Annotated in this window: 24 protein-coding genes; 8 read left to right on the plus strand and 16 right to left on the minus strand. The window is 62.5% G+C overall.

Annotated elements, in window-relative coordinates; translation table 11 throughout:
• Positions 1 to 34 precede the first annotated feature (34 nt).
• Positions 35 to 682: a DedA family protein gene (locus tag MOQ67_RS30455; protein ID WP_126589665.1), complete on the plus strand. Its 648-nt coding sequence runs from the start codon at positions 35 to 37 to the stop codon at positions 680 to 682.
• Here MOQ67_RS30455 and MOQ67_RS30460 read toward each other — a convergent pair.
• Positions 663 to 1,898 (minus strand): sterol desaturase family protein, encoded by a 1,236-nt coding sequence (locus MOQ67_RS30460; protein ID WP_126589664.1) that lies wholly within the window; start codon positions 1,896 to 1,898, stop codon positions 663 to 665. The two genes, MOQ67_RS30455 and MOQ67_RS30460, sit on opposite strands and share 20 nt — an antisense overlap.
• A gap of 115 nt (positions 1,899 to 2,013) precedes the next feature.
• Here MOQ67_RS30460 and elbB point away from each other — a divergent pair, with 115 nt between their 5' ends.
• Positions 2,014 to 2,679, plus strand: coding sequence for an isoprenoid biosynthesis glyoxalase ElbB (gene elbB, locus MOQ67_RS30465; RefSeq protein WP_102617833.1), 666 nt, complete (start codon positions 2,014 to 2,016; stop codon positions 2,677 to 2,679).
• Here the strand turns inward: elbB and MOQ67_RS30470 are convergent.
• From MOQ67_RS30470 to MOQ67_RS30490, 5 genes are all read right to left on the minus strand, one after another.
• Complete coding sequence (locus MOQ67_RS30470) at positions 2,676 to 3,131, minus strand: YaiI/YqxD family protein (protein WP_017845147.1); 456 nt, start codon at positions 3,129 to 3,131, stop codon at positions 2,676 to 2,678. The two genes, elbB and MOQ67_RS30470, sit on opposite strands and share 4 nt — an antisense overlap.
• Before the next feature lie 2 nt (positions 3,132 to 3,133).
• Positions 3,134 to 5,029 carry an FTR1 family protein gene (locus tag MOQ67_RS30475; RefSeq protein ID WP_126589663.1) on the minus strand — a complete coding sequence of 632 codons (1,896 nt, stop codon included), beginning with the start codon at positions 5,027 to 5,029 and terminating at the stop codon, positions 3,134 to 3,136.
• Positions 5,030 to 5,323: 294 nt separating this feature from the next.
• Positions 5,324 to 5,956 (minus strand): LysE family transporter, encoded by a 633-nt coding sequence (locus MOQ67_RS30480; RefSeq protein WP_026139801.1) that lies wholly within the window; start codon positions 5,954 to 5,956, stop codon positions 5,324 to 5,326.
• A gap of 88 nt (positions 5,957 to 6,044) precedes the next feature.
• A complete protein-coding gene (locus MOQ67_RS30485) occupies positions 6,045 to 6,617 on the minus strand; it encodes a mechanosensitive ion channel family protein (protein WP_017845150.1) in 573 nt (190 codons plus the stop codon).
• Positions 6,617 to 8,527 (minus strand): ATP-binding cassette domain-containing protein, encoded by a 1,911-nt coding sequence (locus MOQ67_RS30490; protein ID WP_017845151.1) that lies wholly within the window; start codon positions 8,525 to 8,527, stop codon positions 6,617 to 6,619. Before MOQ67_RS30490 ends, MOQ67_RS30485 begins: the two co-directional genes overlap by 1 nt.
• 50 nt (positions 8,528 to 8,577) lie before the next feature.
• On the opposite strand from MOQ67_RS30490, the gene MOQ67_RS30495 reads away from it, so the two are divergent.
• Positions 8,578 to 9,042, plus strand: coding sequence for a TIGR02444 family protein (locus MOQ67_RS30495; protein ID WP_126589662.1), 465 nt, complete (start codon positions 8,578 to 8,580; stop codon positions 9,040 to 9,042).
• Here MOQ67_RS30495 and MOQ67_RS30500 read toward each other — a convergent pair.
• Positions 9,039 to 10,055: an AlgP family protein gene (locus tag MOQ67_RS30500; RefSeq protein ID WP_126589661.1), complete on the minus strand. Its 1,017-nt coding sequence runs from the start codon at positions 10,053 to 10,055 to the stop codon at positions 9,039 to 9,041. The genes MOQ67_RS30495 and MOQ67_RS30500 overlap by 4 nt on opposite strands.
• A gap of 192 nt (positions 10,056 to 10,247) precedes the next feature.
• On the opposite strand from MOQ67_RS30500, the gene MOQ67_RS30505 reads away from it, so the two are divergent.
• Positions 10,248 to 10,925 (plus strand): FKBP-type peptidyl-prolyl cis-trans isomerase, encoded by a 678-nt coding sequence (locus tag MOQ67_RS30505; protein WP_104904261.1) that lies wholly within the window; start codon positions 10,248 to 10,250, stop codon positions 10,923 to 10,925.
• A gap of 54 nt (positions 10,926 to 10,979) precedes the next feature.
• Here the strand turns inward: MOQ67_RS30505 and rsd are convergent, their stop codons facing one another.
• The 7 genes from rsd to MOQ67_RS30540 all read right to left on the minus strand — a co-directional run bounded on the left by rsd (position 10,980) and on the right by MOQ67_RS30540 (position 17,369).
• Entirely contained in the window at positions 10,980 to 11,438 is a 459-nt protein-coding gene (gene rsd / locus MOQ67_RS30510; RefSeq protein ID WP_102617839.1) for a sigma D regulator, read from the minus strand.
• Between the two features lie 209 nt (positions 11,439 to 11,647).
• Positions 11,648 to 12,169 carry a disulfide bond formation protein B gene (locus MOQ67_RS30515; RefSeq protein WP_046381673.1) on the minus strand — a complete coding sequence of 174 codons (522 nt, stop codon included), beginning with the start codon at positions 12,167 to 12,169 and terminating at the stop codon, positions 11,648 to 11,650.
• Positions 12,170 to 12,406: 237 nt separating this feature from the next.
• A complete protein-coding gene (locus MOQ67_RS30520) occupies positions 12,407 to 13,648 on the minus strand; it encodes a heme biosynthesis protein HemY (protein WP_017845157.1) in 1,242 nt (413 codons plus the stop codon).
• Positions 13,649 to 13,653: 5 nt separating this feature from the next.
• Positions 13,654 to 14,769 carry a uroporphyrinogen-III C-methyltransferase gene (locus MOQ67_RS30525; protein ID WP_017845158.1) on the minus strand — a complete coding sequence of 372 codons (1,116 nt, stop codon included), beginning with the start codon at positions 14,767 to 14,769 and terminating at the stop codon, positions 13,654 to 13,656.
• An 18-nt stretch (positions 14,770 to 14,787) separates the two neighbouring features.
• Positions 14,788 to 15,546 (minus strand): uroporphyrinogen-III synthase, encoded by a 759-nt coding sequence (locus MOQ67_RS30530; RefSeq protein WP_126589423.1) that lies wholly within the window; start codon positions 15,544 to 15,546, stop codon positions 14,788 to 14,790.
• Positions 15,543 to 16,484, minus strand: a complete 942-nt coding sequence (gene hemC, locus MOQ67_RS30535; RefSeq protein ID WP_017845160.1) for a hydroxymethylbilane synthase — start codon at positions 16,482 to 16,484, stop codon at positions 15,543 to 15,545. The genes MOQ67_RS30530 and hemC overlap by 4 nt, the downstream gene beginning before the upstream one ends.
• 138 nt (positions 16,485 to 16,622) lie before the next feature.
• Positions 16,623 to 17,369: a LytR/AlgR family response regulator transcription factor gene (locus MOQ67_RS30540; RefSeq protein ID WP_017845161.1), complete on the minus strand. Its 747-nt coding sequence runs from the start codon at positions 17,367 to 17,369 to the stop codon at positions 16,623 to 16,625.
• Positions 17,370 to 17,870: 501 nt separating this feature from the next.
• Here MOQ67_RS30540 and argH point away from each other — a divergent pair.
• Complete coding sequence (argH, locus tag MOQ67_RS30545) at positions 17,871 to 19,265, plus strand: argininosuccinate lyase (RefSeq protein WP_046381669.1); 1,395 nt, start codon at positions 17,871 to 17,873, stop codon at positions 19,263 to 19,265.
• Between the two features lie 40 nt (positions 19,266 to 19,305).
• Here argH and MOQ67_RS30550 read toward each other — a convergent pair whose 3' ends face one another.
• Positions 19,306 to 19,965, minus strand: a complete 660-nt coding sequence (locus tag MOQ67_RS30550; protein WP_126589422.1) for a glutathione S-transferase family protein — start codon at positions 19,963 to 19,965, stop codon at positions 19,306 to 19,308.
• 125 nt (positions 19,966 to 20,090) lie between these two features.
• Between MOQ67_RS30550 and MOQ67_RS30555 the strand changes: the two genes are divergently transcribed.
• The 3 genes from MOQ67_RS30555 to MOQ67_RS30565 all read left to right on the plus strand — a co-directional run bounded on the left by MOQ67_RS30555 (position 20,091) and on the right by MOQ67_RS30565 (position 23,791).
• Entirely contained in the window at positions 20,091 to 20,375 is a 285-nt protein-coding gene (locus MOQ67_RS30555; protein WP_017845164.1) for a hypothetical protein, read from the plus strand.
• Positions 20,376 to 20,527: 152 nt separating this feature from the next.
• Entirely contained in the window at positions 20,528 to 20,782 is a 255-nt protein-coding gene (locus MOQ67_RS30560; RefSeq protein ID WP_017845165.1) for a TIGR02647 family protein, read from the plus strand.
• A 168-nt stretch (positions 20,783 to 20,950) separates the two neighbouring features.
• Positions 20,951 to 23,791, plus strand: a complete 2,841-nt coding sequence (locus MOQ67_RS30565; RefSeq protein ID WP_126589421.1) for a class I adenylate cyclase — start codon at positions 20,951 to 20,953, stop codon at positions 23,789 to 23,791.
• On the opposite strand, the gene rnk is transcribed toward MOQ67_RS30565, so the two are convergent.
• Positions 23,788 to 24,198, minus strand: coding sequence for a nucleoside diphosphate kinase regulator (rnk, locus tag MOQ67_RS30570; protein ID WP_017845167.1), 411 nt, complete (start codon positions 24,196 to 24,198; stop codon positions 23,788 to 23,790). The genes MOQ67_RS30565 and rnk overlap by 4 nt on opposite strands.
• Positions 24,199 to 24,214 lie beyond the last annotated feature (16 nt).

Below are 24,214 nucleotides of genomic sequence, written 5' to 3' on the forward strand. Positions count from 1 at the left end.
TAGGCTGCGCGTTCATTTCGCCAGCACCCAGACCATGCTTCAACAATTTCTGCATGACTTCGGCTACTTTGCCCTCTTCCTCGGGACGTTCTTCGAAGGCGAGACCATACTCGTTCTCGCAGGCTTCCTGGCGTTCCGTGGGTACATGGATATCAACCTGGTGGTGGTCGTTGCTTTTTTTGGCAGCTACGCCGGCGACCAGCTTTGGTATTACATGGGGCGCAAGCACGGCCGCAAACTGTTGGCACGTAAACCGCGCTGGCAATTGATGGGCGACAAAGCCCTGGAACATATCCGCAAGCACCCGGATATCTGGGTGTTGAGCTTCCGCTTTGTCTACGGATTACGCACGGTGATGCCCGTGGCGATTGGCCTGTCCGGCTATCCGCCCTTGCGCTACCTGTTACTCAACGGCATTGGCGCGGCGGTCTGGGCGGCGGCACTCGGTGCGGCGGCGTACCATTTCGGCGCGGTGCTGGAAGGCATGCTGGGCAGCATCAAGAAGTACGAGCTGTGGGTGCTGGGTGCGTTGTTACTGCTGGGCCTGGTTCTCTGGCTGCGGCGGCGGTTCAAGAACGCGCGCATCGCCCGTCAAGCCTGCGCCGACGCCAAGGCCCGACTGGCGGCCGCACAACTGAGTGAGACCAGCCCGACCGAGCCGCCTAAGACGCCAGTCGAGTAAGCCGGCCTCGGCAGCAGTAGAGGCCAATCAGGCTCAGCAAGCTGTAGCTCAACAGGCCCGGCCAGCCCAGGTGGCTGGCCGGGCAAAGCCCGACCAGCGGCGCCAGCCATACCAACGGCACATTCAGGCCCAGACGCACCAGTTCCGCCTTCAACGCCCACGGGCGGTTCTCCAGGGCGACGCCCAGGCTGAACAGGCCCAACGCCATTGCACTCCAGCCCAGCACCAACGCCGCCGTGGGCAGCCCTTCGCCGATGTTCATCAGATAACTGCCAAACCCCACATACACCGCGAATTGCACGGCGACGTACACCTGTTGCCGCGTATCCAGCGGCACCTCGAATTTGCGGAACTGGCTCAAGTCCGGCTTGGTCAACGGGTAGTTGGCCTTCACGTCGGCCGGCCGCCAGCCGGTACGCATGAACCAGATGCGCAGCTTGTCCCAACGGCTTTGCGTGCGCCGCGCGTCACTCCACAACTGCGCATAGAACTGCAGGTTGGCCCACAGCGGGTTCCAACTGGCCAAGGGGGTGGTGACGCCAAAGATCACCGGCTCGTTTTCGTCTTCTTCCTGAAACGAGCCAAACAGCCGGTCCCAAATAATGAACACCCCGCCGTAGTTGCGATCCATGTAGAGAGCGTTCTGTGCATGGTGGGCCCGATGATTGGATGGGGTGACGAAGAACCACTCGAACCAGCCGAGCTTGGGTACATGGCGGGTGTGGACCCAGAATTGATACAACAGGTTGAGCGAGGCGACGCTGATGAACACCACCAGCGGCACGCCGAGCACGGCCAGAGGCAGATAGAAGATCCAGCTCAGCAGAAAGCCGGTGCTGGTCTGGCGCAAGGCGGTGGTGAGGTTGTAGTCCTCGCTCTGGTGATGCACCGAATGTGCGGCCCACAGGATATTGCGCTCGTGACCGCAGCGATGCAGCCAGTAATAGCAGAAGTCGTAGAACACAAAGGCGAACACCCAGGTCCAGACGCTCTCGGCCGACAGCTCGATCAGCGCCAGGTGCTTGAGGGCGAATGCGTAGGTCAGCAATCCCACGCCCTTGGTCAGCAGCCCGGTGGTGGTGGACAGCACGCCAGTGCTGAGGCTGTTGATGGCATCCGCCACCCGATAATTGCGCGCGCCGCGCCAACGGTCGACGAGCAGTTCAACCACGATCAAGGCGATGAAAAACGGTACCGCGTAAGGCACGAAGTCCATGGGCTAGTCCGGTCTGTTTTTATTGCATCAAGATTAGGGGCTGCGGCGGGAGTTCCCATTGGCAACAGATGACAAATTAGTAGACATTTAACGCCATGAATCAGGAGAAATGCCCATGAGCAAAAAGATTGCAGTGATCCTTTCCGGCTGTGGCGTGTACGACGGCGCAGAAATCCATGAAAGCGTGATCACCCTGCTGCGCCTGGATCAGCGCGGCGCTCAGGTCCAATGCTTTGCACCCGACATCGCGCAGTTGCACGTGATCAACCACCTCACGGGCGAAGAAATGCCCGAGTCGCGCAATGTGCTGGTGGAGTCCGCCCGCATTGCCCGGGGCGACGTGAAAGACATTCGTGAAGCCAACGCCGAGGATTTCGACGCGCTGATCGTGCCTGGCGGGTTTGGCGCGGCGAAGAACCTGTCGAACTTTGCCAGCGCAGGCGCCGGTTGCAGCCTCAACCCGCAGGTATTGGCGCTGGCCGAAGCCTTTGCCGAAGCGGGCAAGCCGCTGGGACTGATCTGCATCTCGCCGGCCCTGGCCGCGAAGATCTATGGCCCGGGAGTGACCTGCACCATCGGCAACGATGCCGACACCGCCGCCGTGCTGGACAAGATGGGCGCCCACCACCAGGCATGCGCGGTGGACGATATCGTCGAAGACACCGCGCGCAAGCTGGTCAGCACCCCCGCCTATATGCTCGGCAAGAACATCAGCGAAGTCGCGTCAGGCATCAACAAGCTGGTGGATCGGGTGCTGGAGCTGACCCACGAAAACGACTAACCGGCCCGCATCAAGCGTGTGAGCAGGCGGTCGAGTGCGTTGGCGAACGCTTGCTTGTCCTTTTCCCCATGGGGCGGTGGACCACCGCCCATCTGGCCTTGCTCGCGCAGATCGGTGAACAGGTTACGCACCGCCAGCCGCTCACTCATGTTCTGCGGGCTGAATTCCTTGCCGCGCGGGTCGAGGGCCGTCACGCCGTTCTTCACCAGGCGGTCAGCCAGGGGCACGTCGCTGCAGATCACCAGCTCACCGGGCACCGCGTGCTCCACCAGGTAGTCATCCGCCGCGTCCGGGCCGCTGGGCACCACGATCAGCTTAACGCAGGCGAAGGCCGGCTTGATCTGGCTCTGCCCGGCCACCAGCACCACCTCGAACTGACGCTTGAGGGCGAACTTCACCACCTGGTCCTTGGCCGCGCGCGGGCAGGCATCGGCGTCGATCCACACGCGCATGCTTATGCCGCCAGCCGGCGCTTGTCGGCGATCCGACTGCGGCCATACATCACCATAATCGCCAGGATCGCCACCACCTGCGCACTCAGCGAGTAGGCATCGGCGTGGATACCCAGCCAGTCGAAGTCAAAGAACGCCACCGGCCGCGTGCCGAAGATACCGGCTTCCTGCAACGCCTTCACGCCGTGCCCGGCGAATACCACCGACAACGCACACAGCAGCGCCGCGTTGATCCCGAAAAACAGCGCCAATGGCAGCTTCGCCGAACCGCGCAGGATCACCCACGCCAGACCCATCAACAGCACCAGCGCCGTGGCGCCGCCCGCCAGCACGGCGTTGTGCCCGGCCGGGCCGGCTTGCAACCACAGGGTTTCGTAGAACAGGATCACTTCGAACAGCTCGCGGTACACCGAGAAGAACGCCAGCAGCGCGAAGCCGAAACGGCCACCGCCGCCCACCAGGCTGCTCTTGATGTAGTCCTGCCAGGCTGCTGCGTGGCGCCGGTCATGCATCCACACGCCGAGCCACAGCACCATCACACTGGCAAACAACGCCGTGCAACCTTCGAGCAATTCGCGCTGGGCGCCGCTCACATCGATCACATAGGCCGCCAACGCCCAGGTGGCCAAGCCGGCCAACAAGGCCAGGCCCCAGCCGACGTGGACGCCGCGCACCGCCGATTCCTGGCCGGTGTTACGCAGGAAGGCGAGGACCGCCGCCAGCACCAGGATCGCTTCCAGACCTTCGCGCAGCAGGATCAGCAAGCCTGAGATAAAGCTCAACGACCAGCTCAGGCCATCGCCGCCCAACAAGCCGGCAGATTCGGTGAGCTTGCCCTTGGCGGCGTCCAGGCGCTGCTGCACCTGTTCGAGCGGCAAGCCGTCCTGCAACGACTGCCGATAGGCCATCAGGGCCTTCTCGGTGTCTTTGCGCACGTTGGCGTTGACGTTGTCCAGGGAGCTTTCCACCAGCTCGAACCCTTCCAGATACGCCGCTACCGACAGGTCGTAGGCTTGCTCATGGTCACCGTTGCGGAACGCCGCAAGGCTCTTGTCGAGGGTGGCGGCGGTGTAGTCGAGCAACTGCGCCGGGCCGCGCTTGACCTGCGGCGGCTGGGCACGCTGGGCGCGGAACGTCGCAGCAGCGGCCGGGCCGTTGGCGGCCAACACTTCATTGGGGGTCTGGCGGGCCAGGTCGGCGAGGTTGAACGGTTGCGCGCTTTTCGCGGCAGCCGGGTCGGCCGTGAAGCCGGCGATGTAGGTGGCCAGGTCCCAGCGCTGACGTTCGTCCAGTTGGTCGGCGAAGGACGGCATGTCCGTGCCTTCGACGCCCAGGCCCAGCGTATTGTAGATCGCATAGAGGCTCAGGCGGTCCAGGCGCTCCGCGTTCTGCAGGTTCGCCGGCGGCGGCGTCATGCCGACGCCCGCCGGGCCATCACCGGCGCCGGCCGTGCCGTGGCAGACCGAGCAGTGCTGGGCATACAGTGGTGCGCCGCGGGTCGGGTCGGGCGTAATCGCCGGGGCCTGGCTGACTTCATACGCCGCCGCCAGCTTGGCGCCCAACTGCCGGGACTGACGGGCCACGCTGGCACCATCCTGACGAGCGGTCACGGCCGCGACCAATTCATCGACCCCTTTGACCAATTCCGCGCGCTCGGGCTTGGACGGCAGCTCAGCCACCAGGCCCTGCAATACCCCCAGAAATTCCACCTGCTCACGGTATTCCGATTCATCGACGACCTTGCCCGCCGCTACCGTCGGCGGATAGTCCGCGCCGATGTAGTCCAGCAAATGCAGGGCTTTCGTGGCGCCCTCGGCAGGCGCGGCCAACAGATTGAAGCTGCACGACATCAACGCCGGCAATAGCAGCCAGGCGAGAAAACGGAAGGGGGCAGTCATGAACGAATCTCAAAGGGAAATACGAAGTAACACATTGTTGAGCTTTATGAGATTTGACTCAAGGTGTAAGTGATTTGTATTTTGAGTAACAGAGCAGATTGAGCTGTAGCAATGACGCCACGCCCGACGATTCTGCGCTGAACCCAACGCGCACAGACAACGCAAAACCAATGTGGGAGCGGGCTTGCTCGCGATAGCAGTGGGTCAGCCGACTGACTCGGTGACTGACACTCCACTATCGCGAGCAAGCCCGCTCCCACATTGTCGATCCGGTTTCTTCAGCCCGGTCCGGGTTCAAGCCGTCGCGCGATGCAAGCTGGCGAGGAAGCCCGCAGCCCCCACGAACAACCCGGCAAACGTGCGGTTCATGCGTTTTTGCTGCTTGGGCGTGCGCAACAGGCGCAAGACTTTCGACGCCAGGCCGGTATAGCCCGCCATCACGATCATATCGACGCTGATCATCGTCGCGCCGAGGATCAGGTATTGGATCAGCAGCGGCGCCTGCGGGTTCACGAACTGCGGCAGCACCGCGAGCATGAACACCAACGCCTTGGGGTTGCTGGCGTTGACCAGAAAGCCACGGAACATCATCGCCATCGGCTTGCCGATCGGCCGTACTGCAGCGTCATCGGTCATGTCCATGGGCAACGCGCGCCATTGCTTGACGGCCAGGTACACCAGGTACGCCACGCCAAACCATTTGATCGCATAGAACGCGGTGGACGACGCCGCCAGAATGGCTCCCAACCCGCCGGCGACCACGGCGATCTGCATCGCCAGGCCGATTTGCAGGCCGATGGCGTTCCAGTAGCCGCGCAGGAAACCGTATTGCAGGCCACTGGACATCGAGGCGATGGCGCCTGCGCCAGGAGAAAGGGAAATGATCCAACTAGCGAGGAAAAAAGCCAGCCATGTGTCGAGTGCCATTGCACACCTCAGCAGCGAGTTTGCGGTTGTGCCTTAAGCTAACGCTGCCGACCGAAGGCTGGCTATAGTTTTTTGCATGATGTGAACGCTAGCGCTCGCCCGGGAGGACAGCACTGTCGCGCCAGCGGCGCACCGAGCGTTGGAAGAACAGGCTATTGGGCACCTGCACCGTCACGCCGCCGGTCCCCGCCTCTTCCACTTCGATCAGCGTGGTGTAAAGCAGGTTGATCGCCACTACCCTGCCTTTGACGCCGGGCTTGTCGACGGTGTCCACCAGCTCGACCACATCACCGAGGCGGAACGGCCCGACGGTGAAGATCAGGATCGCGCACAACAGGTTGGACAACACCGACCACATGGCGAAAAACGCCACCGCCGCCACCGCGACAAACCCCGACAGCGCGGTCCACAACACCGTGGCGGACACGCCCAGGCGCTCCAGCACGAAGATCAGCGCACTGCCCATGATCAGCCAGCGCAAGCCGCCACGCAGCGGCATCAACAGCTGCGGCGGGAAGGGGTAGTGCTCGCCGAGGCGGGTCAGGCCTTTGGCGACAAACCGCTGGGTCAGGTAGCCGGCCAGCAGGATCAGCAGGATTTGCACGCCGATCCACACGGGCGCGACCCATTGCGCCGGCAGCGGCAGTTGCAGCGCGTCCATCAGGACAGCGCCTCCAGCTCCGCTTGCAGGCTTTCGAGCAGTTCGAGGGCTTCCATCCAGCTTTCCTCCAACTGCCCTTCACGGACCTTGAGCTTGGCCTGCTCGGCCAGCAGATCGCGCAGTTCATCCTTGCGCGCGGCTTCGTACACAGCACTGTCGCCCAGGCTGGTTTCGATCTTGGCCAGGCGCTCGTGGACCTTGCCCAGCTCGGCTTCCAGCTTGTCGGCTTCGCGCTTGTGCGGCGCCAACTGCTGGCGCAGGGCGGCGGCGGCCTGGCGCTGGGCCTTCTTGTCGGTTTTGTCCGGGTTGACCGGGGTGTTGCTGGTCGGCGCGTTGCGCAGGCGGTATTCCGTCAGCCAGCGCGCGTAGTCATCGAGGTCGCCGTCGAACTCTTCGACTTTGCCGTCGGCCACCAGCAGGAAGTTGTCGGTGGTGCTCTTGAGCAAGTGGCGATCGTGAGACACCACCAGTACCGCACCGCTGAACTCCTGCAAGGCCATGGTCAACGCCAGGCGCATTTCCAGGTCGAGGTGGTTGGTCGGTTCGTCGAGCAGCAACAGGTTCGGCCGGTCCCAGGCGATCAACGCCAGGGCCAGGCGGGCTTTTTCGCCGCCGGAGAAATTCAGCACCGGCTCATCGATGCGCGCGCCACGGAAGTCGAAGCCGCCGAGGAAGTCGCGCAGGGGCTGCTCGCGTTCGGTCGGCGCCAGGCGCTGCAGGTGCAGCAACGGGCTGGCCTTGGCGTCCAGGGAGTCCAACTGATGCTGGGCGAAGTAGCCGACCACCAGGTTCTCGCCACGGGTCAGGCGCCCGGCCAGGGGTTGCAGCTCGCCCGACAGGTTCTTGATCAGCGTCGACTTGCCCGCGCCGTTCGGCCCGAGCAGGCCAATGCGCGCGCCCGGCGTGAGTTGCAGCTTGACCTTCTCGAGGATGGTTTTCTCGCCATAGCCCAGGCGGGCATCGGACAGGTCGAGCAACGGGCTGGAGATCTTCACCGACTCGCGGAACACGAAATCGAAAGGCGAATCGACGTGGGCCGCCGACAGTTCTTCCATGCGCTCCAGCGCCTTGATCCGGCTCTGGGCCTGGCGGGCCTTGGTGGCCTGGGCCTTGAACCGGGCGATGTAGCTTTCCATGTGCGCGCGCTGCGCCTGCTGCTTCTCGAACGCCTGCTGTTGCTGGGCCAGGCGTTCGGCGCGGGCGCGTTCGAACGCGGTGTAGCCGCCACGGTAGAGGGTGATTTTCTTCTGTTCGACGTGGGCGATGTTGTCGACCACGGCGTCGAGGAAATCCCGGTCGTGGGAAATCAGCAGCAAGGTGCCCTGGTAGCTCTTGAGGAAATCCTCCAGCCACAGGATCGCATCGAGGTCCAAGTGGTTGGTCGGTTCGTCGAGCAGCAACAGGTCCGAGGGGCACATCAGTGCCTGGGCCAGGTTCAGGCGCATGCGCCAGCCGCCGGAGAAGTCGGCGACCGGGCGGTCCATCTGTTCGTTGGTAAAGCCAAGGCCGGCGAGCATCTTGCGCGCACGGGCGTCGGCGGTGTAGCCGTCGGCGCTGTCCAGTTCCGCGTGCAGGCGGGCTTGAGCGGCGCCGTCCTGGGCTTTCTCGGCCGCGGCCAGGTCGTGTTGCACCTGGCGCAGACGCAGGTCGCCATCGAGCACGTAGTCGATCGCGATGCGGTCCAGGGTGTCGATCTCCTGGCGCATATGGGCGATGCGCCAGTCGGCCGGCAGCAAGCAGTCCCCGGAATCCGGGGTCAGCTCACCCAGCAACAGGGCGAACAACGTGGATTTGCCGGCGCCGTTGGCACCGATCAGGCCGGCTTTGTGACCGGCGTGCAGGGTCAGCTCGGCGTCTTCGAGAAGACGTTGCGGGCCACGCTGTAATGTTAGGCTTTGAAGTCGGATCATAATGGCGGCGGAGTCTACCAGCTTCGTTGGCCGCTGGCTTGGGTGTGAATATGTGCGCTGACCTATGGAGCTTTGCCCTCTCGACTTACGCCCGCCCGGGCGTCGAGGCTGCGTGCCTGCGTGTGCAGGAACAAGGCGCGGATGTGTGCCTGTTGCTCTGCGGGGCGTGGCTGGAACAGCGGGGCGTGGCGCTGACGCGTGAACGCGCGCTGGCGCTGAGGCATATCGCCGAGCCCTGGCAATCGCAGGTGGTTGAACCGTTGCGACAGGTACGCTGGCAATGGCGGGCCGTGGCGCAGCAGGATGCGCCCTTGGCGGCGTTACGGGAGCGGGTCAAAGCCCTGGAGCTGGACGCGGAACGCGAGTTGCTGGCGCGCCTGGAAGCGCTGGCAACGACATGGCTGACAGGCGAGGCGATGGGTCAACGATGGTTGGAAGGCCTGGCGGCTGAGGGAGCCGCCAACCTTGACCACGACGCGCTGCAGCAGCTGCGCGTCGCAGTCACCGGCACTTAGGAAGCGCTGGTTGGAGTGCTGTTGCTTGGCGCGACCGACGCAGGGGTGCTGGTCGATGCGCTTGGCGCTGCAGGGGTAGCAACCGATGCTGCCGGGGTGGCTGGCTTGGCCGGTGCTGGTTTTGCAGCAGCCGCTTTAGCCACTGGCTTGGCGGCTGGTTTCGCGGCAGCCGCTTTAACCACTGGCTTGGCAGCTGGTTTTGCAGCAGCGGCTTTAACCACTGGCTTGGCGGCTGGTTTTGCAGCAGCGGCTTTAACCACTGGCTTGGCAGCTGGTTTTGCAGCAGCAGTTTTGGCAGCAGGTTTTGCAGCAGCGGCTTTAGCCACTGGCTTGGCGGCTGGTTTGGCAGCGGCAGTTTTGGCAACTGGCTTGGCAGCCGGTTTTACAGCAGCGGCTTTAGCGGCTGGCTTGGCGGCTGGTTTGGCAACAACGGCTTTAGCCACTGGCTTGGCGGCTGGTTTTGCAGCAGCCGTTTTGGCAGCTGGCTTGGCGGCCGGTTTGGCAGCAGCGGTCTTGGCAACTGGCTTGGCAGCTGGTTTTGCAGCAACAGTCTTGGCAGCTGGCTTGGCGGCGGCCTTAGCCGGCGCTTTGGCGGCAACGGCTTTTGCCGGTGTACGAGCGCCCAGCACTTTCGATACAGCTTCCTTCACACGACCAACGCCCTGGGCCAGTTTCAGGCTTTCTTGAGCATCTTTTTTGAGTTGGGAAATGTAGGTGCGGGTTTCGGCTTGGCGATCCTTGAGGGCGTCCAGCATGTCCTCAAGTTCTTTGACTGCGTCTTTGGCTTTGGCTTGAGCCTTGGCTTTGCCGGCAGTGGCGGCGTCTTGCAATTTGGTGCGGGACTTATGCAGTTTTTCTTGCGCTTTACCGCGTTGTTTTTCCAACTTGGCGAGCAGTTTTTCTGCATCAGCCAAGGCTTGGGAACACGCGCTTTCCAAATGCTCGAGCAGACTGCCCGAGAGTTGTTGGAGTAAGTGCAACGGGGTATTTACAGGCTTTTGTTTGGCCGACATGGTTTACCTCCTGGCTGACGTGGGTGCGGCTCATACTAGCCCTCTGCTCTTACCGCCGCTAGGGCATGTTGACAGTATCGTTTGCCTTGCGTTGCACCGTGCGAAAAATCTTATCGATATAACGAAAAACCACGCCACTTTTTACCCTCTCACACTGGCATAATCCGTCGCACTTTCGGCTGGAGAAGACCCATGTCGCGTTACCTTTTTCTTGCGCTTGGCTTGGCGATTTCCGTGGCCAATGCAAACGAGCCGGCGTCCTCCAAAACCACTGCCCCGGACGCGCACGACCTCGCGTACAGCCTGGGCGCCAGCCTCGGTGAGCGGCTGCGCCAGGAAGTCCCCGACCTGCAGATCCAGGCCTTGATCGAGGGTCTCAAGCAAGCCTATCAAGGTAAACCGCTGGCACTGGATAGCGCGCGCATCGAACAACTCCTGGCGCAGCATGAAGCGCAGGACGAAGCCGATGCTCAGGCACCGCAAAGCGAAAAAGCACTCACGGCCGAACAGCAGTTTTTGACCCAGGAAAAAGCCGCGAGCGGCGTGCGCGAATTGGCCGATGGCGTTCTGCTCACGGAACTCACGCCCGGCAGCGGCAACAAGCCGTTGGCCAGTGATGAGGTTCAGGTGAAATACGTGGGGCGATTGCCCGATGGGACGGTGTTCGATCAAAGCACCCAGGCGCAATGGTTTCGTCTGGACAGTGTGATCAGCGGCTGGAGCAGTGCGCTGCAACAGATGCCGGTGGGCGCGAAGTGGCGCCTGGTGATTCCATCGGCACAGGCCTATGGCGCCGACGGTGCTGGCACGTTGATCCCGCCTTACACGCCCCTGGTATTCGAGATCGAATTGCTCGGCACCCGGCATTGATCCAATAAAAAACGGCGCGTCATACGCACCGTTTTTTTATCTCGTCAGCAACGGTCAGGCCTGGGCGACAGCCACATCCCGGTGAGCATTGTGCAGCACTTCGATCAGGCAATCCTCCAACTCGAAACGCTCATGGAGCAGGCCGCCCAGCTCTTTGAATTTCTCGGCAACACACTTGCCGGCATCACACAGGTCATTGAACGCCAGCAGCTTCTCGGTGATCACATCGATGCGTGGGTAGAGGGTCTCGGCCAATTCAAGACCACGCTGATCGTCAAAGGCTTCCGCCTCCTTGGTCAACTGTTCGTAGACGCCGAAATGACCGGCAGACACGTAGTCCACCAAGACACCGCAAAACGCCTGCAGCGGCTTGCGATTCATCGCTAATGCTTCGGGCTTCTCGCCGAGAGCATCAAACGCCCGAACCAGTTCGTGGCGTGCCTTCAACCAGCTGTCGATCAGCTTGTGCACCCCACCCCAGCGTTCCTGAGCATTCTGACAACTTTCCAGCATGATGATCTCTCTTCCCTATAGGGGGCGCTGCCACTCTGTGCCCGCGCAGTACTTCAAGGATAAAGCGGCAGCCGGACAAAGCCGCATCTGACAACGGTTTCAATAACGCATGCGGGCCAGATTATGCCCGCATGACTATGGCTTCAAGGTACGCAGGAGAGAAAGTTCATACAAGTGTTTAATCCCGTCCTACAACTTGCGACCACTTTTCAGCGTGTCGACAGGCGCAAGCGTTGGCTGAATATCAGCCGTGAAAACTGCATGAAACCCAGGATCAACATCGCCACGAAAAACAACAGACTCCACTCCGGGAGGCTCAAATCGAACAGGGTCCAGGTGATTTCCACGCAGTCGACGGTACCGTTGAAGATCGAGCGCAGCGCCTGCGAGAACGACAGGTTTTCGAGCATGTACTGCAAACTGGGCCAACAATCGCCAGCCTGATCAGACGCAGTGTTCTGCAGCAACACCTGGCGCACTGCGGTAATTGCGCCTAGCGCGGCACAGCCCATGCTCACCAACCCGTACCCATAGATGCCGTAGCGCTTGGGGTTATGAACAGCCGCGACTAGGTTGATCAACGTAAAGGTGGCGAGGAATAGCCGCTGAACCTGGCACAGAAAGCAGGGCCGCAGCAGCGCGCCATATTCCAGGTAGAAAGACGCACCCAACGTCAGCGCACCGGCCATGAACGCCAGGAAAAACAAGGAGCGTGAGGGGGCCAAAGACATTGTTTATCCGTACCGCGAGAGATAGGCCGTTACGGTAGAGGAAAGGCCTGACCCCTTTCAATACGCGTTAGAGCAGACGATTCCGTTAAAACGTAGGGACATCCCGCCAGAGCTTGGAGGACATAACCTGACGCAACGTAGGAATGTATTACGAACCCAGTTAAATCGAGTCTTTACACAGAACCCAAGGGTTGGCTGTCGGATGCATCCGAGCCAACCCTCGTACCTGTTCCTGCTTCAACCCCGCACCGGCGCGGGCAACGGTGAGGCGAGCAGACGGTTGTCCAGCAGGCCCAGGCCTTCCTGGAACAGCTGGTTGCTGCGCTCGGTGTCACCCAACTGGGCCAGCAGGCGTGCCAGTTCGGCACACGCCTCGGGGTTACGCTGCACCTGCAGGCTGCTTTCCAGATAGTCCCGCGCCTTGCCCCACAGACTGTTTTGCAGGCACAGGCGCCCGAGGGTCAACAGCAAGCTGGCATCACCGGGATGATCCTTGAGCCAGCCTTCGGCAAACTTCAACTGACGGGCCGGGTCACTGCCGCGCAACAGGCCATACAGGCGGATCAGGTGGCTGTCATACGCACGCTTGAGCGCGCCGCGCAGCACCTCTTCGGCCTTGGCATCGGCGCCCAGCTGGCGCAGTTGCTCGGCGTAGGCCAGCACTAACGGCGGCTCCTGGCGCTGGGCGGACGTCAGTTGCTGCCAGGCGCGCTCAAGCGCCTGCAACCCCGCTTCGCCCTGCTCTTCACGCTGGGCGGCCAGGCTCAGGTTTTCACCCCAGGCGCGGCGCTCCAGCTCGGCCAATTCGCCGGCCGGCAATACTTTGTCCTTGCGCAGCTCAGGCAACAGACGAATCACCGACGACCAATCGCCCCGCTGCTGATGCAAGCGTTGCAACTGGCGCAGCACCTGGGCGTTATGCGGATGACGCTCGTGCATGGCCTGCAAGGTGGTCAGCGCGCCGTCGGTGTCGCCACGGTCCGTCTGCAATTGCGCATGGCTCAAGGCAATCGCCAGTTCGGCCTGGGGCTGTCGCTCGAGGGCGCGCTCCAGCAGTCCGTCGCACTCTTCATATCGCCCTTGCTCGTTTGCCGCCCGGGCCGCGCCAAGGTAATACAGCAGCGGCTGGCGTTCGGCTTCGGCGGCACGATGCAGGTGGCGTTCGGCACTGGCCCAGCGGCCTTCGGCGAGGTCCATCTGGCCGTGCTCGATCGCGATCTGCACGCGCCGGCTGCGGTTACGCCGCGACCATGGGTTGACCACGCCGCCCGAGGTGCTCAACAGGCTCAACAACACACGAATCAGGTAGATCGCCAGGCCGATGACAAACACCGCCACCAGGGTAGCCCACAGGCTCGACTCGTAATGCAGCAGATGGGGATAGGTAATCAACACGTAGCCGGTGTGTTTCGAAATGCCCACGGCCAGCGCCAGGGCGACCGCAATCGCCAGCACCAGGATCACATAGAAACGCTTCATCGGCTCTACTCCTGGCTCGCCGGCGTGCCGGCCGAAGCCTTGGCTTCGTCGGCAGGCAAGTGACGACGTTCAAGGTATGCCTGCACGGCGGCCAGGCTGGCGGCCAGGTCCGGAGTCACAACCGAGACGGCCTTGGGCTCAAGCTCGGCGATACGCGCGAGCATCGCTTTGCTCTGCGGGTTGTCCTGGTTGAAGTTGTCCTGCAACACGCTGCGCGCTTCACCCAGCGAACGGCTGTACACCGCCGCCTCGCCATTGAGCGCAGCCCATTGCGCCTGTTCGAGGGCCAGGCTCAGGGCCAGGCGCACTTGGTTCAGGCCTTGGCCGGCGAGCAGTGGGCGAATGTTGTCATCGGGGTTGAAGTCGATGCGGAAGTAACGCGAGAGCTGCTCCCACCATTGGCTCAAGCGGTTTTCCGTATCGGTGGTCGGACGCCCATGGGATGTCGGTTCCTGAAGCTGGTACTCCGGCGCAATCGCCGCCAGTTGCACGACTTGATCGCGCAAGGCCGCCAATTGCAGGTAGAGCCCGGTACGGTCCGGTTGTTCGGTACTGCGCAACGCGGCAAGGCTCTTGGCCAATTGCTCGCGCGCGGCGTAGGAACCCGGATCGCTCTGCTCGCGAAGAATCTCGTCGGCGCCCTGGACCAGCGACTGCGCGCTGTTGATGTCCTGCAGGGCAGACAAGCGCAGGCTCGCCAGACGAATCAAGTGTTCGGCTTCTGCCAGGCGCCAGTCCTTGCGGCTGGCCCCGAGCACGGTTTCCAGGCGCTGGCCCAAACGCTGCTGGTCGCCCTGCAACTGGGCCAGCAAGCGGCGGCGCTCCTCCAGCTCGTCCGCACCCGGCAATTGCGCCAGGCGTGCAGCCAACTGTTGCTGGCTTTGCTTGAGGGTCTGGGACTGGTCGTCGAGGCTCTTTACCTGGCTCAGCTGTTGCTGGTTGCTGGCTTGCAGGGTGCGGACCTGCCAGATCCCCCACCCGCCGGCGGCAACGCCCGCAGCACCCAGCAGCAAGGCGACGATTGCCAGGCCATTGCCACGGCGCGGCGCGGTGACCGGTGTCTGGCCCGGCGCATCGAGCGCGGGCTGAGCTTCATCTTTAGGCAAGGCTGTTTCGCTCACGTATCCATCCTTTGCGTATCAGAGAGTGGGAACGGAATGGCTCCGTAACGCCACTAACAAAGCCGCGGCACTCGCGCCGCGACAATCCACAACTTTTTCTGCGCCAGCCGCCCGCGCCATCTCATAGACGCGCGGGCTGGGCACGAACAACGGCAGCCGGGCCACCTGTGGCCAATCCGAACCGGCCAGGGCCTGCAGGTGCAAAAAACCCTGCCCACTGCTGACCACCAGGCCGTTCAAGCGTTCCAACTGGATGCGCTGCATCAGTACACCCGGGTCGTAGGCCGGAAGGAAACGGCGATACAACTCCAGATAGTCGACACTAGCACCTTGCTCGCGCAAACGCTCAGCCAGCAGCTCTCGCCCGCCCTCGCCGCGCAGGATCAGCACCCGCGCATCGGTGCGCGCAACAGCCTCGCGCAAGGCGGGCAAGGCCAGCAAGGCCTCGCTGTCGTCGCCGCTGGGCGGATAATGAACGTCCAGGCCCTGATCGGCCAGTACCTGGGCGGTGGCGGCACCCACGCTGAACCACGGCAACCGCGGCCAGTGTCGGTCCAGGCGTTGCACGCCAAGGCGCGCCGCCGGTTTGCTGACCACAATTACCGCGCAATAGCGACCCAGGTCAGCCCAGACCGCCTGCTGCTCAGGCGTGACCGGCAAGGCTTCGATCTCCAGCAACGGCAGGCTGCGGCTGAAAATCCCGACATCCGACAACGACGCCGCCAACAGCGCAGACTCCTCGGCAGGCCGCGTCAGCAGCACACGCCAATCGGTCACTGCGGACCGGCCTCGCCGTAGACTTTTTGCAGGATGGCACCGGCGCCCTGGTCCAGCAGCTCTTCGGCAACCTGGATCCCCAGCGCCGTCGCATCACGCTGCGGCCCGCGCACTTGCGCGGTGATCAAGTTGCCGCCTTCCGGGTCGCCCACCAGGCCACGCAGCCACAGGTTTTCGCCTTCGAGCACGGCGTAGCAGGCGATTGGCACCTGGCAGCCACCATTGAGGTGTTTGTTCAGGGCGCGTTCGGCGGTGACACGGACGTCGGTGTCGTGGTGGTCGAGCGGTTTGAGCAAGGCGTGGATTTCACTGTCGGCGGTGCGACATTCGATGCCCACTGCGCCCTGCCCGCCGGCGGGCAAGCTGTCTTCGACGCTGATGACCGAGGTGATGCGGTCCTCGAAGCCGAGCCGGATCAAGCCGGCCGCCGCGAGGATGATCGCGTCATATTCACCGGCATCGAGCTTGGCCAAACGCGTGTTGACGTTGCCGCGCAGGAAGCGGATCTGCAGATCCGGGCGACGCGTCAGCAACTGGGCCTGACGACGCAGGCTGGAAGTGCCGACGATACTGCCCAACGGCAGCTCATCCAGGGACGCGTAGGTATTGGACACAAAGGCATCGCGCGGGTCTTCGCGCTCGCAGATGCAAAACAGGCCCAGGCCTTCGGGGAAGTCCATGGGCACGTCTTTCATCGAATGCACGGCGATGTCGGCTTCGTTTTCCAGCAGCGCGGTTTCCAGTTCCTTGACGAACAGACCCTTGCCGCCGATCTTCGACAGCGGCGAGTCGAGCAGCTTGTCGCCGCGACTGACCATGGGCACCAGGGATACCTGGAGCCCAGGGTGGGCCTGCTCGAGACGTGCTTTGACGTATTCGGCCTGCCACAAGGCCAGGGCGCTTTTACGGGTGGCGATGCGGATTTCGCGAGAGGACATGGATCAATCCGTACTGAATAGATACGGCAGATAATAACAGCTCAGGCAAATTCGCTTTGATTTGAATCAGCAAGTGCGGGGCCTCCCTGGCCACAGCGCACCGGGATCACGACTATAGACCGCGCTGCAGCCCGTGGACTAAAGCTGCTGCATCATCTTGCGCACGCCAGCGACATGGCGGCGGCTGACGATCAAGGCATCGCCGTTAAGCCCTTTCAGGAACAACTGAAAGTGCCCCAGGGGCGTGCGTTGCAGGCGCTCGATGCGCTCACGGGCCACCAGCGCGTTGCGGTGGATACGCACGAAACGGTCGCCGAATTCATCCTCAAGGGCCTTGAGCGGCTCATCGAGCAGCACTTCGCCAGACTCGTGACGCAGGGTCACGTACTTGTGATCGGCGATGAAGTACACCACCTGGCTCAGCGGAATCAGCTCGATACCCTTACGGGTGCGTGCGCTGATATGGCTGCGCGGCCCGTTACCGCTCTGGGCGGCGGGCTGGGTCAGGGCGGCGAGCTGGACGCGATTGGGGCGCTCGGCTTTTTTCAACGCCTTGAGCAACACCTCGGCAGTCACCGGCTTGGCCAGGAAGCTGACACCGCTGGCTTCCAGGGTTTCGGCAGGGAATTCTTCCTCGGCGGCACACAACACCACGGCCGGCGGCGATTCGCGCTCGCTCAGGCGGGCGGCGACTTGCAGGCCATCCAGGCCCGGCATGCGGATGTCGAGCAGCACCACATCCGGCTTGAGGCTGTCGATCAACGTCAACGCCTCCTCACCCGTGCTGGCGCTCGGTTCAAGGACTGTATAACCCTCGAGTTCGCTGAGCAGACGGCTCAGTCGCTCGCGGGCTTGGGGTTCGTCATCAACGATCAGGACATTCATATTGCGCTGGATTCCTGCGTGAGTCTCGCACAAGGATAGCGTAGACAGGTGCGGTGACTTGCGTCACAGCGATCCACGCTAAGACTAGCGCGAGCGGCAAAAAGTGCCCTGAGAGCGGCACTCATATTTATCCGGACCTGTTCAATAGCGCCCAAAACCTGCCGCCCTTGGGCATCGTCGTAGGGTTTGCTGATACACAATCCGAATACCCCCCTTGTTTAATGGTAGTCAGGGTTATGACCGCATCACCTGACTTTGGTGCATTCACACACTATCAGTCCAACTGTAGACGCTCGCCGAGACGACATTGCTCATTCGTCAAATATCGTTTCAATAAGCACCTCTGCCCAGTCTCTTCCCGGACGCGGTCGGCGGCAAGGCACTTAGCCATGCTTGGCACAAATAAAATGCCGACCACCCGCAGCACCGCCTCCACGGGCAACCCTGTTATTATCGTCGGCACACCTCCACGCCTCTTTTAAGCAGATCACGAGCGAATCCATGAGCACCGACAAGACCAACCAGTCCTGGGGCGGCCGCTTCAGTGAACCCGTCGACGCCTTCGTCGCCCGCTTCACCGCCTCCGTCACCTTCGACCAGCGCCTGTACCGCCACGACATCATGGGCTCGATCGCCCACGCCACGATGCTGGCCAAGGTCGGCGTGCTGACCGACGCCGAGCGCGACAGCATCATCGACGGCCTGACCACCATCCGCGGTGAGATCGAAGCCGGCACGTTCGACTGGCGCGTCGACCTGGAAGACGTGCACATGAACATCGAAGCCCGCCTCACCGATCGCATCGGCGTGACCGGCAAGAAACTGCACACCGGGCGCAGCCGTAACGACCAGGTGGCCACCGATATCCGCCTGTGGCTGCGTGACGAAATCGACCTGATCCTGGCCGAAATCACCCGCCTGCAAAAAGGGTTGCTGGAACAGGCCGAGCGTGAATCGGACACCATCATGCCCGGCTTCACCCACCTGCAGACCGCACAGCCGGTAACCTTCGGCCACCACCTGCTGGCCTGGTTCGAAATGCTCAGCCGCGACTACGAGCGCCTGGTGGACTGCCGCAAGCGCGCCAACCGCATGCCGTTGGGCAGCGCCGCGCTGGCGGGCACTACCTACCCGATCGACCGCGAGTACACCGCACAACTGCTGGGTTTTGACGCCGTGGGCGGCAACTCCCTGGACGGCGTGTCGGACCGCGACTTCGCCATCGAATTCTGCGCCGCCGCCAGTATCGCGATGATGCACCTGTCGCGCTTCTCCGAAGAACTGGTGCTGTGGACCAGCGCGCAATTCCAGTTCATCGACCTGCCCGACCGCTTCTGCACCGGCAGCTCGATCATGCCGCAAAAGAAAAACCCCGACGTGCCGGAGCTGGTACGTGGCAAGAGCGGCCGCGTATTCGGCGCGCTGATGGGCCTGCTGACCCTGATGAAAGGCCAACCCCTGGCCTACAACAAGGACAACCAGGAAGACAAAGAACCGCTGTTCGACGCCGCCGACACCCTGCGCGATTCGCTGCGTGCCTTTGCCGACATGATCCCGGCGATCAAGCCCAAGCACGCGATCATGCGTGAAGCGGCGCTACGTGGGTTCTCCACCGCGACCGACCTGGCGGACTACCTTGTGCGCCGTGGCCTGCCGTTCCGCGACTGCCACGAAATCGTCGGCCATGCCGTGAAGTACGGCGTGGAAAGCGGCAAGGACCTGGCGGAAATGAGCCTGGAAGAACTGCGCCAGTTCAGCGACCAGATCGAGCAGGACGTGTTTGCCGTGCTGACCCTGGAAGGTTCGGTGAATGCGCGCAACCACGTGGGCGGTACCGCGCCGGCCCAGGTCAAGGCCGCCGTCGTGCGCGGCCAGGTCCTGCTCGCCAGCCGCTAGGTCGAAAATGTGGGAGGGGGCTTGCTCCCTCCCACATTGATCACTTCTTCGCCGCCACCATCGCCATGAACGCCGGCATCGCCGCTTCCCTGTCCGCCGCCACCTTCAGGGCGTTAGGCATGGCGTGCAAACGCTCCAGCAATGCCTTGGCCGTCGGCAATTCAGCCAACAGGTCCAGGCCGAACAGCTTCTCGGCCACGCCGCAGGCGAGGTTCAGGCTGTACATGAAATACAGATCGGCAATCGTAAAGCTCTCCCCCGCAACGTAAGGCGCGAACTTGCCGTGCCGACCTAACGTCCCCACCCCCAGCAGCAACTCGGCCCGGGCTTTGTCCTTGATCGCCTCCGGCACCGGCATGCCGAAATACGCTTCGGCGAAACACGCACGGGCGGGCAGCTCGATGTACAGCTCGATTTCCCTGCACAATGTCAGCACCTGAGCGCGCTGAAACGGTTCGGCCGGCAGCAGTGCGGGGCCTTCCTGGGTTTGCTCGATGTATTCGAGGATCACGCTGGTTTCGTTGATAAAGCCCTGTTTGACACCCAGCACCGGCACCTTGCCCCGCGGGCTGATCGCTAGGGCGGCGGGTGTTTGCCCGGCAAAAAAAGGCACCTCTTCGAATGCCAGGCCTTTCTCCAAGAGCGCCAGCTTGACCATGTTGTAGTAATTGCTGACCGAAAATCCGTAGAGCTTGAGCATCGCAAAGCCTCCAGGCCATGTGCGGGGTTGGCTGCATGAGTTATAGATCCGCCCGACCAACCTGGCTAGCAGCATCACCTGCCTGAATGGGGGTAGACTGGCGCCCTTTTCTTGAGGAGCCTGCCATGAGCGAGCCGACCGATATCGACAACGACGAAGAAGCGTTCACCGAAAGCACGCTGACCCAGGCCATCGAAAACCAGATCGAAAGCGACAATCCGCCCGCCGCCAAGGCCACGTTCAACAAGCTGACGCTGGTGGGTTACGAGCGCGAAGAGATTTTGAACATGATGGCCCATGTGCTGGCTGTGGAAATCGACAAGATGCTCGACGAAGACCGCGCCTTCGATACCCAATGGTATGAATCCGCCTTGCGCGCACTGCCCGAGCTGCCGCCTGAAAACGCCTGAAGCGAGCGCCCGTGTGGCCGGGAAGCCTGCTTCCTCGCCACAACACTGCGCCATATCAACAGCCGCGAGTTTCCCACTGGACAGCCCGCCAAAGTACGTTCACCTTAGGGCCTGCTAGCCTCTAACAAATTCTTAGAAAGTCTGGAGTCCCTATGTCGTATACCCCTGAGTTGGTTGCCGAACTGGAAATCCTTGCACTCTTCAACCTGGACAGCTCCCAGGAAGGTCTGAAAGTCCATCAGACTGCCGCACCGACTGCTATCGCCGCCGCCAAACGCCTGTTCGAGAAAAAACTGATCGACCAACCGGACGGCGGTTACCTGACCAGCCTTGGCCGGGACGCTGCAGAACAAGCCCAAACCCTGCTGACCATCCTGACCACCGCCGCAACCAAAGAAGCTGCCTGATTCCGGATACTGCCCATGGAGTCCGCCGCGGCGGATTCCGAGGGCATTGCCGCGAACCGGATAAAATTCTGACGCCAAAAACCGTTTCCCCTCTAAACCTCCTACGCTTCTGAATGTAAACTCCTACACGGCCGCCCATGTCGGGCCTTGCACGCCGCCGAGTTCGACATGACCCGCACCCATGAGATCCGCCCCGACCTGGACGAAGGCATCGACCGCAAGGTGCTGGCCCAACTGCGCGCGCGGTTCATGGCGCTTAACGCAGGGCGCATGGCCCGGGCTGTCGAAGGGCTGACGCCACGCCAGCAAAGCGTATTGACCCTGCTGCCGCTGTTTTTCCACGTCAATCACCCGCTGTTGCCCGGTTACGTGTCGGGCAGCACCCCGGCCGGGCTGTCGAATTTCGAACCCGACGCGCAGGCCCTGAACGAAGCCCAACGCCTGACCCGTTCGTTCTCCTACAAACCGCGCCACGGCAACCCGCCGCAGCCGATCCATGGCCTGTTCCTGATGGGCAGCCTCGGCACATTGGCCCAAGCCGACCAGAGCGACATGGACGTGTGGGTATGCCACGCCCCCGACCTGAGCGACAACGAACTGGTCGAGCTGCGCAAGAAATGCCAGTTACTGGAAGCCTGGGCCCAGAGCATGGGCGCCGAGGCGCACTTCTTCCTGATCGAGCCGAGCCGGTTTGTCTTGGGCGAACGCGACACGCAACTGAGCTCCGACGACTGCGGCACCACCCAGCATTATCTGTTGCTGGATGAGTTCTATCGCACCGCCATCTGGCTCGCCGGCCGCACGCCGATCTGGTGGCTGGTGCCGGTGTATGAAGAAGTGCGCTACGCCGAGTTCACCCACACGCTGATTTCCAAACGCTTTATCCGTGCCGATGAAACCCTCGACCTCGGCCACCTGGCGCGCATCCCGCCCGGTGAATTCATTGGCGCCGGGCTGTGGCAATTGTTCAAGGGCATCGAATCGCCCTACAAGTCGCTGCTCAAGCTGCTGCTGACCGAGGTCTACGCCAGCGAGCACCCGAACGTGCAGTGCCTGAGCCTGCGCTTCAAACGGGCGGTGTTCGCCAACCGGATGGACCTGGACGAGCTGGACCCTTACGTCGTGGTCTACCGGCGCATCGAGGAATACCTCAACGCGCGCAACGAGCCGGAACGCCTGGAACTGGTACGGCGCGCGCTGTACTTGAAGGTCAACCGCAAGCTCAGCGCCGGCCAGCGCACCGTCGGCTGGCAGCGCCTGTTGCTGGAACGCCTGGCCCATGAATGGGGTTGGGACCAGCGTCAACTGGCGCTGCTCGACAGCCGCAGCCAATGGAAAGTACGCCAGGTCGCCTCCGAGCGCCGCGCCCTGGTCAATGAGCTGAACTACAGCTATCGCTTCCTGACCCAGTTCGCCCGCACCGAACAGACCGTCAGCCTGATCAACAAGCGCGACCTCAATGTGCTTGGCCGTCGCTTGTACGCGGCGTTTGAACGCAAGGCCGGCAAGGTCGAATTCATCAACCCCGGCATCGCCCCGGACCTGGCCGAAGACACCCTGACCCTAGTGCAATCGGCCAACCGCAAGGAACCGGGCCAGCATCATTGGGGCCTGTACAACGGCAACCTCACCGCCCTGGAATCGGAGCACTTCGCGCCGATCAAGCGCAGCCGCGACCTGCTGGAAATGCTCACCTGGTGCCACCGCAACGGCGTGATCGACAGCAGCACGCGCCTGGCGCTGCACCCAGGCGTCAGCGACATGACCGAATTCGAACTGTTCAACCTGCTGGGCAGCCTGCAACAGACCATCGCCCTGCCCCTGGCCAGCGTCGATGAAGAGCGCCTGCTGCGCTCGGCGGTGCCGGAAGAAGTGCTGTTGCTGATCAACGTCGGCGTCGACCCGCTCAAGCACCATCGCGACCTGAACATCCTGATGACCACCGAGCGCACCGACTCCCTGAGTTACGCCGGCGTGCGCGAAAACCTGGTGCTGACCCTCGACCAGATCACGCTCAACAGCTGGAACGAGGTGATGGTCAGCCGCTACGACGGTCCCCATGCCCTGCTCGACTGCCTGCGCGACTACCTCAACCAGTTGCCGTCGGACCACCTGCCACGCCTGCGGGTGCGCTGCTTCTGCCACAACCGCGCACAGTTCATTGCCCAGCGCGTGGAAGACATCTTCGACACCGCGCAGAACCTGCTGCTGGGACAGGGCAACCATCGCTACTTGCTGCAGGTGCAGCAGCACTATCACGTGATGGAGCTGATGCCCGGCCAGGCCACCCACGTCTCACTGGCGACCCAGGACGCGCTGATCGCCTACCTCAGCGAAGAACTGGCCAGCTACAGCCCGTTGCACCTGGACGCCATGGCCCTGGAAGACCACGACCTGGCGCTGCTGCTGCCGATGGGCATGGCCGAATGCGTGCAGGTGTTTTACCGGGTCAACGAAGGCTTCGCCGAGCTGTATGTGCTGGATGAGTTCAACGCGCTCTGGCAGCAACGCTTGCCGTTCCATGATGAACAGAGCCTGCTGGCGCCGTTGCAGCGTTTTCTGCAGTCGATCATCTATCGCCGGGACGCGCTGTCGCCCCTGGACCCGCAAGAACCGCTGGGCGCGGTGCAAACCTTGTATTACCAACTGTTGCCGTCGGGCAGCAATCGCGCACGCGGTATCGAGCCTCGGCCGGCCCCGCAAAACCCGGCCAACAAGCCGTTTTATGACGTGCAGGCGATTATCGGCAAGGCGGCGCCGGGCCAGGTGGGGATCACCCTGTACTGCAATCAGCGGGAGTTTTCCGAACTGGAGTTTGGCGACCAGCTGTTTGCAGTGGTCGCCCGGGAGATCGTCGGGCAGCGCCGCGAAACCGAGCGCTACCGCTGCTATATCACTGATCTGGATCTGTCGGGCCTGCTCGGCGACGTACAAAGCCCGAGCAATCTGTACCTGCGTTACAAAGCCGAGCTGGAACAGGCGCTCAATGAGGCACTGAAGCAGATTTAAAGCGAGAAGGCGCCGCCGTCTTTGGGCTGGCCTTCAACACTGAGCAGTTCGAGCTTGAGGGTCTTGCCGCCGGGTGCTGGCCAGTCGATGTGCTGGCCCACTTTCAGGCCGAGCAACGCGCTGCCCACCGGCGCCAGGATCGAAATCTTGCCCGCGTCGGCATTCGCATCCTTGGGGTAAACCAGGGTCAGGTGATAGTCCTTGCCGCTGCCTTGCTCGCGGCAATGCACGCTGGAGTTCATGGTCACGACGCTTGCAGGCACTTCATCGTGGCCAACCACTTCTTCGGCGCGGTCGAGTTCGTGCTGCAGGGCTTCTACACCTGGCGAATTCTCGCCGACACGGTCGATCAGTTGCTCAAGACGCTGCACGTCGAGACGGGTAAGAATGATGGAAGGTGCGGTCATGATTCAGGCAGACTCC

It is taken from the genome of Pseudomonas sp. LY-1, from assembly GCF_053502595.1.

What these genes read in the sequence shown, in the direction of transcription:
- MOQ67_RS30560 (WP_017845165.1), top strand. Translation starts at nt 20,528, where the DNA reads ATGTCGTATACCCCTGAGTTGGTTGCCGAACTGGAAATCCTTGCACTC.
- hemC (WP_017845160.1), bottom strand. Translation starts at nt 16,484, where the DNA reads ATGTCCTCTCGCGAAATCCGCATCGCCACCCGTAAAAGCGCCCTGGCC.
- MOQ67_RS30555 (WP_017845164.1), top strand. Translation starts at nt 20,091, where the DNA reads ATGAGCGAGCCGACCGATATCGACAACGACGAAGAAGCGTTCACCGAA.
- MOQ67_RS30565 (WP_126589421.1), top strand. Translation starts at nt 20,951, where the DNA reads ATGACCCGCACCCATGAGATCCGCCCCGACCTGGACGAAGGCATCGAC.
- MOQ67_RS30470 (WP_017845147.1), bottom strand. Translation starts at nt 3,131, where the DNA reads ATGCGCGTGTGGATCGACGCCGATGCCTGCCCGCGCGCGGCCAAGGAC.
- MOQ67_RS30490 (WP_017845151.1), bottom strand. Translation starts at nt 8,527, where the DNA reads ATGATCCGACTTCAAAGCCTAACATTACAGCGTGGCCCGCAACGTCTT.
- MOQ67_RS30505 (WP_104904261.1), top strand. Translation starts at nt 10,248, where the DNA reads ATGTCGCGTTACCTTTTTCTTGCGCTTGGCTTGGCGATTTCCGTGGCC.
- MOQ67_RS30455 (WP_126589665.1), top strand. Translation starts at nt 35, where the DNA reads ATGCTTCAACAATTTCTGCATGACTTCGGCTACTTTGCCCTCTTCCTC.
- rsd (WP_102617839.1), bottom strand. Translation starts at nt 11,438, where the DNA reads ATGCTGGAAAGTTGTCAGAATGCTCAGGAACGCTGGGGTGGGGTGCAC.
- MOQ67_RS30475 (WP_126589663.1), bottom strand. Translation starts at nt 5,029, where the DNA reads ATGACTGCCCCCTTCCGTTTTCTCGCCTGGCTGCTATTGCCGGCGTTG.
- MOQ67_RS30495 (WP_126589662.1), top strand. Translation starts at nt 8,578, where the DNA reads ATGTGCGCTGACCTATGGAGCTTTGCCCTCTCGACTTACGCCCGCCCG.
- MOQ67_RS30515 (WP_046381673.1), bottom strand. Translation starts at nt 12,169, where the DNA reads ATGTCTTTGGCCCCCTCACGCTCCTTGTTTTTCCTGGCGTTCATGGCC.
- rnk (WP_017845167.1), bottom strand. Translation starts at nt 24,198, where the DNA reads ATGACCGCACCTTCCATCATTCTTACCCGTCTCGACGTGCAGCGTCTT.
- MOQ67_RS30500 (WP_126589661.1), bottom strand. Translation starts at nt 10,055, where the DNA reads ATGTCGGCCAAACAAAAGCCTGTAAATACCCCGTTGCACTTACTCCAA.
- MOQ67_RS30460 (WP_126589664.1), bottom strand. Translation starts at nt 1,898, where the DNA reads ATGGACTTCGTGCCTTACGCGGTACCGTTTTTCATCGCCTTGATCGTG.
- MOQ67_RS30485 (WP_017845150.1), bottom strand. Translation starts at nt 6,617, where the DNA reads ATGGACGCGCTGCAACTGCCGCTGCCGGCGCAATGGGTCGCGCCCGTG.
- MOQ67_RS30480 (WP_026139801.1), bottom strand. Translation starts at nt 5,956, where the DNA reads ATGGCACTCGACACATGGCTGGCTTTTTTCCTCGCTAGTTGGATCATT.
- elbB (WP_102617833.1), top strand. Translation starts at nt 2,014, where the DNA reads ATGAGCAAAAAGATTGCAGTGATCCTTTCCGGCTGTGGCGTGTACGAC.
- MOQ67_RS30520 (WP_017845157.1), bottom strand. Translation starts at nt 13,648, where the DNA reads ATGAAGCGTTTCTATGTGATCCTGGTGCTGGCGATTGCGGTCGCCCTG.
- MOQ67_RS30540 (WP_017845161.1), bottom strand. Translation starts at nt 17,369, where the DNA reads ATGAATGTCCTGATCGTTGATGACGAACCCCAAGCCCGCGAGCGACTG.
- argH (WP_046381669.1), top strand. Translation starts at nt 17,871, where the DNA reads ATGAGCACCGACAAGACCAACCAGTCCTGGGGCGGCCGCTTCAGTGAA.
- MOQ67_RS30550 (WP_126589422.1), bottom strand. Translation starts at nt 19,965, where the DNA reads ATGCTCAAGCTCTACGGATTTTCGGTCAGCAATTACTACAACATGGTC.